At 71.2% G+C, this 14,430-nt stretch carries 12 protein-coding genes; 11 read left to right on the plus strand and 1 reads right to left on the minus strand.

Translation table 11 applies throughout. The features are described 5' to 3' along the window. Positions 1-187 precede the first annotated feature (187 nt). The 4 genes from alaS (at position 188) to AB2L28_RS11960 (ending at position 5,450) form a co-directional block, all read left to right on the plus strand. The gene (alaS, locus tag AB2L28_RS11945) at positions 188-2,869 is read left to right on the plus strand and encodes an alanine--tRNA ligase (RefSeq protein ID WP_370719064.1); all 2,682 of its coding nucleotides are present in this window, start codon (positions 188-190) and stop codon (positions 2,867-2,869) included. A 115-nt stretch (positions 2,870-2,984) separates the two neighbouring features. After that, positions 2,985-3,416, plus strand: coding sequence for a Holliday junction resolvase RuvX (gene ruvX / locus AB2L28_RS11950; protein ID WP_370719066.1), 432 nt, complete (start codon positions 2,985-2,987; stop codon positions 3,414-3,416). Positions 3,417-3,504: 88 nt separating this feature from the next. Next, a complete protein-coding gene (mltG, locus tag AB2L28_RS11955) occupies positions 3,505-4,593 on the plus strand; it encodes an endolytic transglycosylase MltG (protein WP_370719067.1) in 1,089 nt (362 codons plus the stop codon). After that, complete coding sequence (locus tag AB2L28_RS11960; protein ID WP_370719068.1) at positions 4,590-5,450, plus strand: shikimate dehydrogenase; 861 nt, start codon at positions 4,590-4,592, stop codon at positions 5,448-5,450. The genes mltG and AB2L28_RS11960 overlap by 4 nt, the downstream gene beginning before the upstream one ends. A 3-nt stretch (positions 5,451-5,453) precedes the next feature. Here AB2L28_RS11960 and AB2L28_RS11965 read toward each other — a convergent pair whose 3' ends face one another. Continuing rightward, entirely contained in the window at positions 5,454-6,116 is a 663-nt protein-coding gene (locus AB2L28_RS11965) for a hypothetical protein (RefSeq protein ID WP_370719070.1), read from the minus strand. A gap of 220 nt (positions 6,117-6,336) precedes the next feature. Here AB2L28_RS11965 and AB2L28_RS11970 point away from each other — a divergent pair, with 220 nt between their 5' ends. The 7 genes from AB2L28_RS11970 (at position 6,337) to AB2L28_RS12000 (ending at position 14,420) form a co-directional block, all read left to right on the plus strand. Next, on the plus strand, positions 6,337-7,752 hold the full coding sequence (locus tag AB2L28_RS11970; RefSeq protein ID WP_370719072.1) for a type IV pilus twitching motility protein PilT: 1,416 nt from the start codon (positions 6,337-6,339) through the stop codon (positions 7,750-7,752). A gap of 13 nt (positions 7,753-7,765) precedes the next feature. After that, positions 7,766-9,001 carry a type II secretion system F family protein gene (locus tag AB2L28_RS11975; protein WP_370719074.1) on the plus strand — a complete coding sequence of 412 codons (1,236 nt, stop codon included), beginning with the start codon at positions 7,766-7,768 and terminating at the stop codon, positions 8,999-9,001. A 210-nt stretch (positions 9,002-9,211) separates the two neighbouring features. Continuing rightward, a complete protein-coding gene (locus tag AB2L28_RS11980; protein WP_370719075.1) occupies positions 9,212-9,613 on the plus strand; it encodes a type IV pilin protein in 402 nt (133 codons plus the stop codon). An 81-nt stretch (positions 9,614-9,694) separates the two neighbouring features. Beyond that, positions 9,695-10,978 carry a prepilin-type N-terminal cleavage/methylation domain-containing protein gene (locus tag AB2L28_RS11985; protein WP_370719076.1) on the plus strand — a complete coding sequence of 428 codons (1,284 nt, stop codon included), beginning with the start codon at positions 9,695-9,697 and terminating at the stop codon, positions 10,976-10,978. After that, positions 10,975-11,727: a prepilin-type N-terminal cleavage/methylation domain-containing protein gene (locus AB2L28_RS11990; protein ID WP_370719078.1), complete on the plus strand. Its 753-nt coding sequence runs from the start codon at positions 10,975-10,977 to the stop codon at positions 11,725-11,727. Before AB2L28_RS11985 ends, AB2L28_RS11990 begins: the two co-directional genes overlap by 4 nt. A gap of 3 nt (positions 11,728-11,730) precedes the next feature. Then, positions 11,731-13,635 carry a hypothetical protein gene (locus AB2L28_RS11995; RefSeq protein WP_370719079.1) on the plus strand — a complete coding sequence of 635 codons (1,905 nt, stop codon included), beginning with the start codon at positions 11,731-11,733 and terminating at the stop codon, positions 13,633-13,635. Next, positions 13,632-14,420, plus strand: a complete 789-nt coding sequence (locus tag AB2L28_RS12000; RefSeq protein ID WP_370719081.1) for a prepilin peptidase — start codon at positions 13,632-13,634, stop codon at positions 14,418-14,420. Before AB2L28_RS11995 ends, AB2L28_RS12000 begins: the two co-directional genes overlap by 4 nt. Positions 14,421-14,430 lie beyond the last annotated feature (10 nt).

The raw sequence follows: 14,430 nt of genomic DNA on the forward strand, positions 1-14,430 counted from the left end.
GACGGGGTCCCGGAGGGGGCCGGGACGGTCATCGCAGCAGCCCCCGGCCCCGGGCGCACGTCCGGGCCCGCGCGCACCACCGCCCGCACCCGGACGGGTAGGGTCGAGGGCTGAACGCCACGGCACGACCACCCCGGCACCACCCCGGCACCAGGCGGGGCACCACCCAGAGCAGGAGGCACGTCCGATGCAGACGGCAGAGATCCGTCGCCGGTGGCTCGACTTCTTCGAGCGCAAGGGCCACACCGTCGTCCCGAGCGCCTCGCTGGTCTCGACCGACCCCAGCCTCATGTTCACCGTGGCCGGGATGGTGCCGTTCATCCCCTACCTCACCGCGCAGGTCCCCGCCCCCTACCGGCGGGCCACCAGCGTGCAGAAGTGCCTGCGGACCCTCGACATCGAGGAGGTCGGCAAGACCACCCGCCACGGCACGTTCTTCCAGATGAACGGCAACTTCTCCTTCGGCGACTACTTCAAGCGCGACGCCATCGCCTTCGCCTGGGAGCTGCTGACCACCCCCGAGTCGGGCGGCGGTCTCGGCTTCGACCCCGAGCGCCTCTGGACGACGGTCTACCTCGACGACGACGAGGCCTTCCAGCTCTGGCGGCAGACCGGGATGCCCGCCGAGCGCATCCAGCGCCGCGGGAAGAAGGACAACTACTGGAACACCGGACAGCCCGGCCCCGGCGGCCCCTGCTCGGAGATCTACTACGACCGCGGCCCCGAGTACGGCGCCGAGGGCGGCCCGGAGGCCGACGAGGACCGCTACATCGAGATCTGGAACCTCGTCTTCATGCAGTACCAGCTCTCCGCGGTGCGCTCGAAGACGGACTTCGACGTCGCCGGTGAGCTGCCCGCCAAGAACATCGACACCGGCATGGGCCTGGAGCGCGTCGCGTTCCTCAAGCAGGGCGTCGACAACATGTACGAGATCGACGAGGTCCGGCCCGTGCTGGACTACGCGGCGCTCGCGGCCGAGAAGGACTACGGCGCGAACCACGACGACGACGTCCGCATGCGCGTCGTCGCCGACCACGTCCGCAGCGCCCTCATGCTCATCGGCGACGGGGTCACCCCCGGCAACGAGGGCGCCGGGTACGTCCTGCGCCGCCTCATCCGCCGCGCCGTGCGCGCGATGCGCCTGCTGGGCTTCGAGGACGAGGCGCTGCCGATCCTGCTGCCGGCCTCCATGGAGGTCATGAGCGCCTCCTACCCCGAGCTGCGCACCGACTTCGACCGCATCGCGAAGGTCGCCTACGCCGAGGAGCAGGCGTTCCGCCGCACCCTCGTCTCGGGCACCGCGATCTTCGAGACCGCCGTGCGCGAGACGACGTCGGCCGGTGGGTCGACGCTGTCCGGCGAGCGGGCGTTCGCCCTGCACGACACCTACGGGTTCCCGATCGACCTGACGCTGGAGATGGCGGCCGAGGCCGGCGTGGACGTCGACGAGGCCGGGTTCCGCACCCTCATGGCCGAGCAGGTCGGCCGCGCCAAGGCCGACGCCAGGGCCAAGAAGACCGGCGGGGTGGACCTGACCGTCTACCGCTCGACGCTGGAGAGCCTGCCCGCACCCGTCACCTTCACCGGGTACGAGGTCGCCTCCGGCGAGGCCCGCGTCGCCGTCGTCCTGCAGGGCGGGGTGAGCACCCCGTCCGCGCCCGTGGGCACCGACGTCGAGGTCGTCCTGGACCGCACCCCGTTCTACGCCGAGGGCGGCGGCCAGCTCGCCGACCACGGCACCCTCACCACCTCCGGCGGTGCCGTCGTCACCGTGACCGACGTGCAGCAGCCCGTGCGGGGCCTGTACGTGCACAAGGGGTCCGTCACCAGCGGCGAGCTCGTCGCCGGTGACGCCGTCCACGCCGTCGTCGACGCCGCCCGCCGGCGCTCGGTCAGCCGCGCGCACACCGCCACCCACCTCGTCCACCAGGTCGTGCGCGAGCACCTCGGCGACGGCGCCACCCAGGCCGGGTCGCAGAACGCGCCGGGCCGGCTGCGCTTCGACTACTCCTCCACGACCCAGGTCGCCGGTCAGGTCGTCCGCGACATCGAGGGCGTCGTCAACGAGCGCATCCACGACGACCTGCCCGTCGCCGCCGAGGTCATGGACCGCGACGCGGCCCTGAGCTCCGGCGCGATGGCCCTGTTCGGGGAGAAGTACGGCGACCGCGTGCGCGTCGTCTCCATCGGTGAGGACTGGTCCAAGGAGCTGTGCGGGGGCACGCACACGCTCTCCTCCCAGCAGGTCGGGCTCGTCACCGTCCTGTCCGAGAGCTCCATCGGCTCCGGCGCGCGCCGCATCGAGGCCCTCGTGGGCGCCGACGCGTTCGACTTCCTCACCCGCGAGCACCTCCTGGTCAACCAGCTCACCGACGTCGTCAAGGCGCGCCCGGAGGAGCTGCCCGACCGGATCGGCACGCTGCTGACCCGCCTGTCGAACGCCGAGAAGGAGATCTCCGCGCTGCGCGCCGGGCAGGTCCTGGCCCTCGCCCCGACCATCGCGGCGAACCCGGCCGACAAGTTCGGCGTCCAGGTCGTCACCCACGACGCCGGCGCCGCCACCGCCGACGACGTGCGCACCCTCGTCCTCGACGTCCGTTCCCGCCTGGGCGAGGAACGCCCCGTCGTCGTCGCCGTCACCGGCGTCGCCAAGGACCGGCCCGTCGTCGTGGTGGCCACCAACGCCGAGGCGCGCCGCTGGGGCGTCAAGGCCGGTGAGCTGGTCCGCACCGCGGCCCAGACCCTCGGCGGGGGCGGCGGCGGCAAGGACGACCTCGCGCAGGGCGGCGGCCAGGACGTCTCGAAGGTGGGCGCGGCGCTCACCGCGATCGGCGACTTCGTCGGCGCGCGGGTCACGGGCTCGGTGTGAGGCGCCTCCCCGGGTGTGAGCAGCCGGTGGTGACCTCGCGGTGAGACCGGGCGTCCGACTCGCCGTCGACGTCGGCAGCGTCCGGGTGGGCCTGGCGGCGTGCGACCCTGCTGGCGTGATCGCCTCACCGCTGCGGACCCTCGTCCGCGACGCCGAGCACGACGCCGACGTGGCCGAGGTCGCCGCGGAGGCGCTCGAGCGCGACGCCGTGGAGGTCGTCGTGGGCTGGCCCCTGTCGCTGGACGGGTCCGAGGGGCCCGCGGCCTTGCGCGCGCTCGCGTACGCCGACAAGATCAGGCGGTCCGTCCCCGGCGTGAGCGTCCGGCTCGTGGACGAACGGCTCAGCACCGTGGACGCCCACCGGGCCCTGCACGCGGCCGGGAAGAAGGAGAAGCAGTTCCGGGCGATCGTCGACCAGGCGGCCGCCGTGGTCCTGCTGCAGGCGGCGCTCGACGCGGAGCGTGCCGGGCACACCCCGGGACGGGTGGTGGAAGGACCGAGGACCGGCCGCAAACCGCGGCACCGCGGGGCCGGGCGCGGGCAGTGACACGGGTAGGGGCACCGGTAGTGACACCGGCAGTGACACGGACGTCGAGACCCGACGCCACGGAGGGCAGGGGCTGATGATGGACCTGATGGATCTTCCCGGGACGCACAGCGGGGACTCCCGCCGGCGCGGGCGGCGCCGCCGTCGCGCCCTCGTCGCCCTCGTCGTCGCGCTCGCCGTCATCGGCGGCGGCACCTGGGCGGCCTGGGGCACCCTCGGTCCCGTCGTCGCCGGCTTCACCGAGAGCGACGACTGGGAGGGGTCCGGCACCGGCTCCGTCGACGTGCGCGTCGTCGCCGGCGACAGCGGCCGCGCCATCGGTCGCACCCTCGCCGACGCGGGCGTCGTGAAGTCCAGCAGCGCCTTCGTCACCGCCGCCCGGGCCCAGCCCGAGACGGCCGGCATCCAGCCCGGCACCTACCGCCTCAAGGAGCACATGTCGGCCGCCGCCGCCGTCGCGCTCCTGCTCGACCCCGCGGCCAAGGTCACGACCCGGCTCACCGTGCCCGAGGGGCTGACCGTCCCGCAGGTCCTGGCGCTGGTGGAGAAGACGACCGGCGTGCCCGCGGCCGACCTGGAAGCGGCCGTGGCCGACCCGGCCGCGTTGGGGCTGCCGGCCGCCGCGAACGGCAACGCCGAGGGGTACCTCTTCCCGGCCACGTACTCCGTCAACCCCGGGGAGAGCGCGGCGGACGTCCTCAAGGCCATGGTCACGCAGGCGAACACCGTCCTGGCGAACCTGGGCGTCCCGCCCGAGCGGGTGCACGACGTCGTCGTCGAGGCGAGCATCGCGCAGAAGGAGGCGCGCAGCGCCGAGGACATGGCCAAGGTGACCCGCGTCCTGGCCAACCGGATGGCCATCGGGATGCCGCTGCAGCTGGACTCGACCGTCAGCTACGCCGCGGGCGCGACGGGCAAGGTCACCACGACGGCCGAGCAGCGCGCCACGGACTCCCCGTACAACACGTACCTGCACCCCGGTCTGCCCGCCGGCCCCATCAGCAACCCCGGTGAGGCCGCGCTGCAGGCGGCGCTGAACCCCGCGGACGGGCCGTGGCTGTTCTTCGTGACGGTGAACCTGCAGACGGGGGAGACGCGCTTCGCGACGACCATCGCCGAGCACAACGCGAACGTGGCCCTCTTCCAGCAGTACCTGAGGGAGCACCCGGAGCAGTGAGGGCGGCGGTCTGCGGGTCGCCCATCGCGCACTCGCTCTCCCCGGCGCTGCACCGCGCCGCGTACGAGGCGCTCGGGCTCACCGGCTGGAGCTACGACCTCCTGGAGGTCGACGAGGAACGGCTCCCGGGCGTGATCGGGGCGCTGGACGCCACGTGGGCGGGGCTGAGCCTGACGATGCCGTTGAAGCAGGCCGTCGTCCCGCTCGTCGACGAGGTCAGCGACTTCGCCCGCGCCGTCGGGTCCGTCAACACCGTGGTCGTCACCCCGCGCCCGGACCGGCGCGACACCCCGGGCCGGCGGGGGGTCCGGTTGCGCGCCGAGAACACCGACGTCACCGGATTGGTGACGGCCCTGGCCGAGGCGGGCGCCGGGCGCATCGCCCGCGGGGTCGTCCTCGGGGGCGGTGCGACCGCGCGCTCGGCGGTCGTCGCGCTGCTGCGGGCCGGGTGCCCCCGGCCCGTCGTCGTCGTGCGCTCCCCGGACCGCGCCGCGGAGCTGCGCGGGGTCGCGGCCCGCCTCGGCGGGGAGGTCGAGGTCCGCGACTGGTCCGAGCTGCCCGTCGCGCTGACGGCGGACGTCGTCGTGTCCACCGTGCCCATCGGCGCCTCGGCGGCCACGGCCGACGAGCTGCTCGGGGCGTTCCGGCCGGTGTGGTGGCCGCTGCTGCTCGACGTCGTCTACGCGCCGTGGCCGACACCGCTGGCCCAGCGCTGGGGCGGGCCCGTCGTCGGCGGGTTCGAGATGCTCCTGCACCAGGCCGTCGCCCAGGTGGAGCTGATGACGGGCCGGGCCGGTCCCGTGGAGGCCATGCGCGCGGCCGGTCTCGCGGCGCTGGCCGACCGCGCCCGCGCCTGAGGATCACCTCGCGGTGAACGCCGCCCGCGCGAGGTCCAGGGTGAAGGTGACGTCCGGGGTGTCGTCGACCGCGCCGCCGCCGAGGCCGTTGCCGGCTGCGTCGTCGGAGGGGCGGGTGACCTGCGCGGTGATCCTCGCCGGCCCGGCCCCGAACGCGCTGTCGCGGGGGAAGGCCTCCCAGTCCTGGACCGACCCGCCCGGTGCGACCTCCTGCGCGCCCGGCTGGTCGCGCGTGCAGTGCCCGCTGCTCGCGCCCGCCCCGGCCCCGGACAGGCGGACCGAGGTGCTCCGCCACCGCGTCAGGTCCACCGGGCCCGGGCAGGCCCACGTCACGCTCTGGCGCGAGACGTTCGTCCACGTCAGGTGGACCCGGACCTCGTCCTGGCCGACCTCGGCCTCCGTGGCCGTCAGGGACCACTGCTCGGACGGTTCCTGCGTGAGCTGCTCGGCCGGGACGCTGCCGGCCAGCTCGTAGGTCCCCACGGCGGGCAGGTTCCTCGACGCCTCGTCGATGGCGCGGGCGTCCCGGGCCGAGCCGACGAGGAGCGTCGCGACGTAGACGAGGACCCCCACGGCGCCGATCCCCACGACCGCGGCCACCCAGCCGAGCCAGCCGCCGGGGGTGCGGGAGGGGGAGGTGGGGGTGAGCAGGTCCTGGTCGGTCACGGGCCCACTGTCCCTCCTCTTCCTGGGAGCCCGCGGTCCGGGGGTTCCCGGACGGGGTCGTCGGGCGTGGTCGGTGCCGGGGTCCGCCCCGCGCACCCGTTCGGGTCACGGTGCGGTCCACCGCCTCAAGCGGCTCCGGGGGGCCGCCGATGAGCACTGCAGAGCGCCGGCAGACGGCCGTGCGCCCCGTCGTGCTCGAGGTCGGGCTGTGGGGAGCGAGATGGACAACGCTGGTCAGGGCGGGCAGCCCGTGGAGCCGTACGTCCCGGCGAACCTCCGGCCGGCGGGGGCGGACGGCGTGCCCTCGGCGCGCCCAAACATCAGCGCCCTGCTCAAGCAGCTGGAGAGCGACCAGGCCGTCATCGCGGCCCCCGCCCAGCCCCCGGCGCCGCAGGGGTTCCAGCTCGCGCCCCCCGCGTCCGTCCAGCAGGTGCCCGTCCAGCAGGTGCCCGTCCAGCAGGTGCCCGTCCAGCACGTCCCCGCCCCGCCGTCGGTGGCCCAGCTCGCCCCCGAGGTCGAGGCCCACCAGGCACCGGCGCTCGTCACGAGCGGAGGCGACGACGTCGCGGTCCCCGTCCGCGTCAACGACGTGCTCGTCCGCGCCCTCGAACTGGGCGCCTCCGACATCCACCTCACCTCCGGCGCCCACCCCACGGTGCGCCTGTCCGGTGAGATGACCGCGCTGGACGAGTTCCCGAAGATGGTGTCCAAGACGTTGCAGGAGGCGGTCTACGCCGTCCTCACCCAGAAGCAGCGCGAGGTGTTCGAGGCGAACCTAGAACTCGACTTCGCCTACCAGGTGCCCGGGCACTCCCGCTTCCGCGTCAACGTCTACCGCCAGCGCGAGTCCGTCGGTGTCGCCTTCCGCCGCATCCCCTTCGAGATCAAACCGTTGGAGGACCTCGGCGTCCCGCCCGTCGTCGGGTCCTTCGCCGGGCTGCAGCGCGGTTTCGTCCTCGTCACCGGCCCGACCGGTTCGGGGAAGTCGACGACGCTCGCCTCGATCGTCGACCTCGCCAACCGCACCCGCAAGGACCACATCATGACGGTCGAGGACCCCATCGAGTTCCTCCACCGCCACAAGAGCTGCATCGTCAACCAGCGCGAGGTGGGGGAGGACACCAAGTCCTTCGCCAACGCGCTCAAGCACGTGCTGCGCCAGGACCCCGACATCATCCTCGTCGGTGAGATGCGCGACCTGGAGACCATCTCCGTCGCCCTCACCGCCGCCGAGACCGGTCACCTCGTGTTCGGCACCCTGCACACCCAGAGCGCCGCCTCCACCATCGACCGCGTCATCGACGTGTTCCCCCCGCACCAGCAGACCCAGATCCGCACCCAGCTCGCCGGCGCCATCCAGGGCGTCGTCTGCCAGACGCTGTGCAAGCGCGCCGACGGCCGCGGTCGCGTCGTCGCCACCGAGGTCATGGTCGCCACCCCCGCCATCCGCAACCTCATCCGCGAGGGCAAGACCCACCAGATCGGCTCGGCCATGCAGGCCGGCGCGCAGTACGGCATGCACACGCTCGACCAGCACCTGGCCGACCTCGTGCGCACCCGCCAGATCACGTTCGAACACGGCCTGGAGAAGTGCTCCGCCGCCGAGGAATACCGCCGCCTGACCGGGCGCGTCTGAGAGGGAGAGCGACGTGGCGACTGTGACGAAGGCGAAGACCTTCGACTACTCCGTGCGGGACAGGAGCGGCAAGCTGGTCTCGGGGACGCTGGAGGCCACGGACCAAGCCGCTGTCCTCCAACGGCTCAAGACGATGGGTCTCGTGCCCGTCAGCGTCAACGAGTCGAAGGCCGGTCAGGGCCTGCAGATGGAGATCAACCTCCCCGGCTCGGGCAAGGTCAAGATGAAGGACCTGGCCATCATGTCGCGGCAGTTCGCCACCATGGTGGCCTCGGGGCTTACGCTCATCCGGGCGCTGGGCATCCTGGCCGAGCAGACGGAGAGCAAGAAGCTCGGCCAGGTGCTGACCGAGGTCCGTGGCGAGGTCGAGGCGGGAGCAGCCCTCTCGACGTCGATGGCCAAGCGGCCGCGGGTCTTCCCCCCGCTGATGACGAACATGATCCGCGCCGGTGAGGTCGGCGGTTTCCTCGACGGGGTCCTGCTGCGCATCGCAGCGAACTACGAGTCCGAGGTCAAGCTCCGCGGCAAGATCAAGTCGGCCATGACGTACCCGGTCGTGGTCCTCATCATGGCGGTCCTGGCGGTGTTCGGGATGCTGATGTTCGTCGTCCCGGTCTTCAAGGAGATGTTCTCCTCGCTGGGGGGAACCCTGCCCGGCCCGACCCTGGTCCTGGTCTTCCTGAGCGAGCAGATGGTGTGGGTCGCCCCGCTCGTGGTGGTGCTGGTCGTCTCGTCCGGGTTCGTCTGGACCCGCATCAAGAACCGTGACGACGTCCGGGGGTTCGTCGACCCCTTGAAGCTGAAGATCCCGGTCTTCGGGATGCTGTTCCAGAAGGTGGCGCTCAGCCGCTTCGCCCGCAACATGAGCACGATGCTGGCGGCCGGTGTCCCCATCCTGCAAGCCCTCGACATCGTCGCCGAGACCACGGGCAACATCACCTTGACCCGGGGCATCCGGGACGTCCAGGAGAGCGTCCGCAACGGTGAGTCCCTCACCGGCCCGCTCTCCAAGCACAAGGTATTCCCGTCGATGATGGTACAGATGATGGCCGTCGGTGAGGACACCGGTGCCATCGACGCCATGCTGGAGAAGATCTCGGAGTTCTACGACGACGAGGTCGAGACCATGACCGAGAGCCTCACCGCGCTATTGGAACCACTGATGATCGCGGTGCTGGGCGGCATCATCGGCTCGATGGTCATCGCGCTGTATATGCCGATGTTCAAGATCATGGACCAGATCAAGTAGTTCCACCGCGTCGCGTCCACGGCCCGTGAGCACCTGTGCTCGCGGGCTGTCGTCGTAGCCGGCCCTCGGCGTTGATCCAGGCGGGTGACGCTGTGAGGACCTGCTCAAGCTGGTCGTGCAGAGGACCGAAGAACTCAGTACAAGAGCCGCCCACACCGACTCGGTGCGCGACCCGCGAGCGGCTCGGGACTCACGAAAGGGAGCATCGAAATGCTCGCTCGCATCCGCAAGGCCATGCAGGAGAAGGACCAGGGGTTCACCCTGATCGAGCTCCTCGTCGTCATCGTCATCATCGGCATCCTGGCGGCCATCGCCATCCCGACGTTCCTCAACCAGCGTGAGAAGGCGTGGACCCGCGCGGCCCAGTCCGACCTGCGCAACGCCGCCACCAACATGGAGACGTACTTCGGCGACAACGGTACTTACGTGGGTGGTCCTGGCGCGGACAACGCCTTCAAGATCTCTACTGAGACGAACAACAACCCGACGGTCGTGGGCGCTTCGACGACCGGCTACTGCATCCAGATCGTCAGCAAGAAGCTCCAGGGCGCCGACGCGACCTGGAACTTCAAGAGCTCGGTCGGCAGCCCGGCCAAGGGTGCTTGCGCCTGATCTGACAGACGAACGGGGGAGGTCTTCGGACCTCCCCCGTTCTGCACGACCACCGCTGGACACCGAGGAGGAGGACGAGTCGTGCACACGAAGGGCGAGCAGAGCGCGGACGAGGGGTTCACCCTCGTCGAGGTCATCGTCGCCTCCGCCATCTTCCTCGCGATCGGCACCGCGGTGACGGCGGCCCTCATGGTGGCGCTGCGGACCGCGGCGACCAACGAGGGCCGGGTGCAGGCCGCCAACCTCGCGGCGCGGCAGATCGACCTCGTCCGCAGCGGGGACGTCAGCGCCCTGGCCGGCACCACCTACGACGTGCAGCGGGGATCGCTTAGGTACCGTGTGACGCAGACGGTCGATTCCCAGACGGTCGACGTCGGCGGGTCGGCCTGCGACGGCGCCTCCGGCGCCGAGGCCGTCAAGCGTGTGACGGTCATCGTGACCTGGGACGGCATGGGGGACGCCACCCCGGTGCGGTCCGACACCTACCGCACCCTCCCCGTGACCGGTTCCAGCGCGACCAAAGGGACCTTGACCTACAAGGTTGTGGACCGCAACGGCACCCCCGCGGCCGGTGCCCCCATCGCCCTGCGCAAGGGCGGCACCCTGGTCAAGACGTCGACGACGCGCGCCGACGGGTGCGTCGTGTTCTCCAACCTGGACGCGGGGACCGACTACACCGGCACCCTCACGCAGGCGGGTTTCGTGAACAACCAGCACCTGGCCAGCGTCAGCAAGGCGAACGTCGTCGTCGCCCGCACCGTGACCAAGGACCCCGGCTTCGTCTGGGACGGTGCGGCCTTGCTGACCGTCAGCGCGAGCGCGCCCGCAGGGTACCCGGTGCCCTCGAACGTCCCGCTGAGCCTCTTCAACTCCAACTTGACCAGCGGGTCACTCACCCTGCCCGGGTGCGGGAACACCCCGTGCGCGTCCCTGTCGACGACGGCGTCGGGGGCGACCTGGACTGCAAGGGGCCTCTTCCCCTTCGCCTCGACCTACCAGCTGTCCTCCGGGGCGTGCGGAACCGCCTGCACCCGCGCGCAGACGTCGGTCCAGGCCACTCCCGGCCAGACCACCGTCGCCGCGGCACCCGCCTTCGGGGGAGTGGCGGCCACCGCGGGGACGCTCGTCTCCGGCGTCCTGGGGTCCAACGCCGTCCGGACGCTCACCGCGACAAACGCCGATCTCACCAGCGAGCGATACACCTTCCCGACGGCGACGGGCGGTGACGGCACACCGGCGAAGATGGCCCTGCCGCCCGGCCGGTGGTACATCGCGCAGAACCCCGGGGAGACCAACGACGCCTACCGCGTCCTCGTCACCGTCCAGCCCGGCCAGACCTACTCCGTGGCGGTGCTCGCCCGATGATGCGTGCTCTCAACGCCCGGTTCGCCGGCGTCCGCGACCGTCTCGCCGGTCGGTCCGACGCGGGAGTGACCCTCGTCGAGCTCCTCGTCGTGATGGTCGTCACGAGTGTCATGGCCACCGCCGTCATGATCACCGTCCTCCAGGCGCTGCGCGCGACGCGCTCGGCCGACGGGCGGCAGGACCGGGCGGCCCAGGCGCGGATCGCCCTGGACGGGGCGACGACGGTCCTGCGGACCGCATCGCTGTACACCAACAGCGACGGCGTCGACGTACCGGCCTTCGACCGCATCACCCCGACGGAGGTCGTCTTCCGAGGCAACCTCTCCAACATCGCCACCACCTCGGGGGCCGCCGACGCTGCACCGACCCTCTTCCGCATCACGCTCGACACGAGCGACCCACAGGACAGCAAGCTCGTCGAGCAGCGGTGGAAGAGCACGACCCGTGACCGCTCGGGCAACTGGGTGTACCCGTCGAGCGTCACGTCCACGCGCGTCCTCGCCCACCGGGCCCAGGCCGTCGACGGTGCCGTCTTCACGCCCTTTGCCGCCGCGGACGTCACGACCGTCATCGACGCCGAGCAGATCAGCTCCACCGTCCCGCGCGCTGCGGACCGCTCGGTGACGCCGGCCGGTCTCAAGTCGGTCGTCGGGATCCGCGTTTCGCTCGCCGTGACACCCCCTGTGGGTGAGACGGGTGACGCGGCAACCTTCAGCAACTACGTCGACTTCGTCAGCAAGGTGGGGTGACACGTGCGCCGGTTCTCCCTGCGCGACGACAGCGGGTACGCACTCGCGTTCGTCATGATCGCGATGCTGGTCATCGCCATCACGGTCGCGACGACCATCACGATCGCCATCGCCAACACGAAGCCCGCTCGCGCCACGGCGAACTCCCAGGCCGCGCTGTCGGCCGCCCAAGCGGGCGTCGACGATTTCGTCATGCGCCTGAACGCCTGCGACACGTACTGGCGCGACGCCTGGAACGTCCAGAACGGCATCGTCCCCGCCGGCGGCCGGGTCTGCGGCACGAGCACGGACAGCCCCGCCCTCACGGGTGGCTACGGGACGACTCCGGGGACGGACGCCGCGGGAGCCGGTCGCTTCCGGTACCGGCTCGTCTCCATCCCCGACCCGTCCCTCTCCTCCGGCGGCATCCGCCTGGAGGTGACGGGGGAGTACAAGGAGGAGACCCGCCGCATCACGGTCGACCTGCGCAAGGAGGGGTTCCTGCGCTACATCTACTACACGGACAAGGAGTCCTCGTCCCCGACGATCATGGAGTCGCGGTACGGGCAGCGGACCATCACCCTGGATCGCCAAGGCTCGAACACGGCCTTCGGGACGAGTACCGCGAGCGGCAGCAGCTACATCTCCAGGCTCGAGTACTCGGGTATCGGCAACGCCTCCCTGTGCGGGAACTACTACTACTTCGACGGCTCCGGTTCTGTCCGTCGTGCTGCCAGCGACAGCAGCACAAACTTCTCGGCCAAGACCCTGCCCGAGACCGCGACCGCCTACTGGAACTCAGGCGCCTACGCGGGGCAGTGGACGATCAACCGGAGCTGCGAGATCCAGTTCGGCCCGAACGACGCCATCCGCGGCAAGCTCTACTCCAAGGATGCCCTGTACCTGGGTGGCAACAGCTCCAGCAAGCCGCGGTTCGACGGGGAGGCCCTCTCGTTCTGGCAGCCGAGCTACTCGCCCGCTCCGCGCCCCAACGCGCCGTGGCGGGACTCCTCCTCGGCTTCCGGGTACGACCCCGACGGTCAGGCACCGGCCACCACGACGCAGGCCGTCGACCTGCCCCCGACGAACGACCAGCTCAAGCAGGTCGCCACGTCCGGCGGCTGCGTCTACAGCGGACCCACCAAGATCGTCATGCGTGCGGACGGCAGGTACGACGTCACGAGTCCGCGGACCACCACGAGTTCCGTCTCCTGCGGTTCTGGCCTGGCAACGGGTACGCGCACGGTGACGGGTCCGGCCAACGGCGTCATCTACGTCGACTCCTGGAACGGCGGCTGCACCGACCCGACGGCATCGGGAGCGGCGTCCCAGAAGCTCTTCGGCCTCTACCCCGTCACGGGGGACATCACGCGGTACACCTGCCGCGACGGGGACGCCTTCGTCGAGGGCACGGTCAAGGGCCGGTACACGATCGCCAGCGCCAACCGCGTCATCGTGACCAACAACGTGCGGTACGCGGCCGGCCAGAGCGCCTCCGGGACGGACGTCCTCGGTCTGATCTCCGGCTCCGGCAACGTCGAGGTCTACCACCCCGTCGGGTGCACCAACGGCGCCGGCGCCAGTGCGGGCACCTGCGTGAACGACGCCCCGGACTTCGGCCTGGGGTCGGCGACCCAGTTCGCCAACCTGAGCGGGTCGATCACCGACCCCGTCATCCACGCGGCACTGCTATCCGTCGGCGGGTCCTTCACCGTGCAGAACTACGACAAGGGCCAGGCCCTGGGGACGCTGTCCGTGTTCGGCGGCATCTACCAGCGGCAGCGCGGGGCGGTGGCCCTGTCGGGGTCGACCGGTTACATCAAAGACTACGTGTACGACGCGAAGCTGGTGTCGGCCCCGCCGCCGTCGTTCATCCAGCCGGCATCGGACCCCTGGTTGGTGGCTTCCTTCAGCGAGGATCAGCGGTGATCCTCCTGGTCACCCTGTCCGCTCTCCTCGGTCTCGCCGTCGGGTCGTTCCTCAACGTCGTCGTGCACCGCGTTCCCGCAGGACGAAGCGTGGTGAGACCGTCGAGCCGGTGTCCAGGATGTGACCGGGGGATCCTGCGCCGCGACAACGTCCCCGTCCTGTCGTGGCTGGTGCTGCGCGGCAGGTGCAGGCACTGCGGGACGGGTATCTCCGTGCGCTACCCCGTCGTGGAGCTCCTCACGGGCCTGCTCTTCGCGGCGGTGGCTTGGCAGGTCGGCCTCTCGTGGGCCTTGCCGGCCTACCTCTACCTCACGGCCATCGCCGTCGCCCTGTCGGCGATCGACCTCGACGTCCACCGGCTTCCCGACGCCATCGTGCTGCCCTCGTACCTCGTCACCTCGGTCCTCCTTCTCGTCGCAAGTCTGGGAACCGGCGACTGGTACGCGCTGGTACGTGCGCTGGTCGGCGGCGTCGCCCTCCTGGCCGTCTACTTCGCGCTGTTCGTGGTCAGACCGGGGGGGATGGGGTTCGGCGACGTGAAGCTGGCCGGTGTCCTCGGACTGTACCTGGGCTGGCTCGGCTGGTCCGAACTCCTCGTCGGCGCCTTCCTCGCCTTCCTCGTCGGAGGTGTGGTCAGCATCGGCCTGGTCGCCTTCGGGCGCGCGGGGCGGAGATCCCGCATCCCGTTCGGCCCGTTCATGCTCCTGGGTGCTGTGACGGCGGTCTTCGCCGGCGCTGCGCTCGGGCAGTGGTACGTCGGGCTGTTCGGCCTGACCGCCGCCTGAAACGACCTCA

This window comes from Kineococcus mangrovi (assembly GCF_041320705.1).
Taxonomy (GTDB): domain Bacteria; phylum Actinomycetota; class Actinomycetes; order Actinomycetales; family Kineococcaceae; genus Kineococcus; species Kineococcus mangrovi.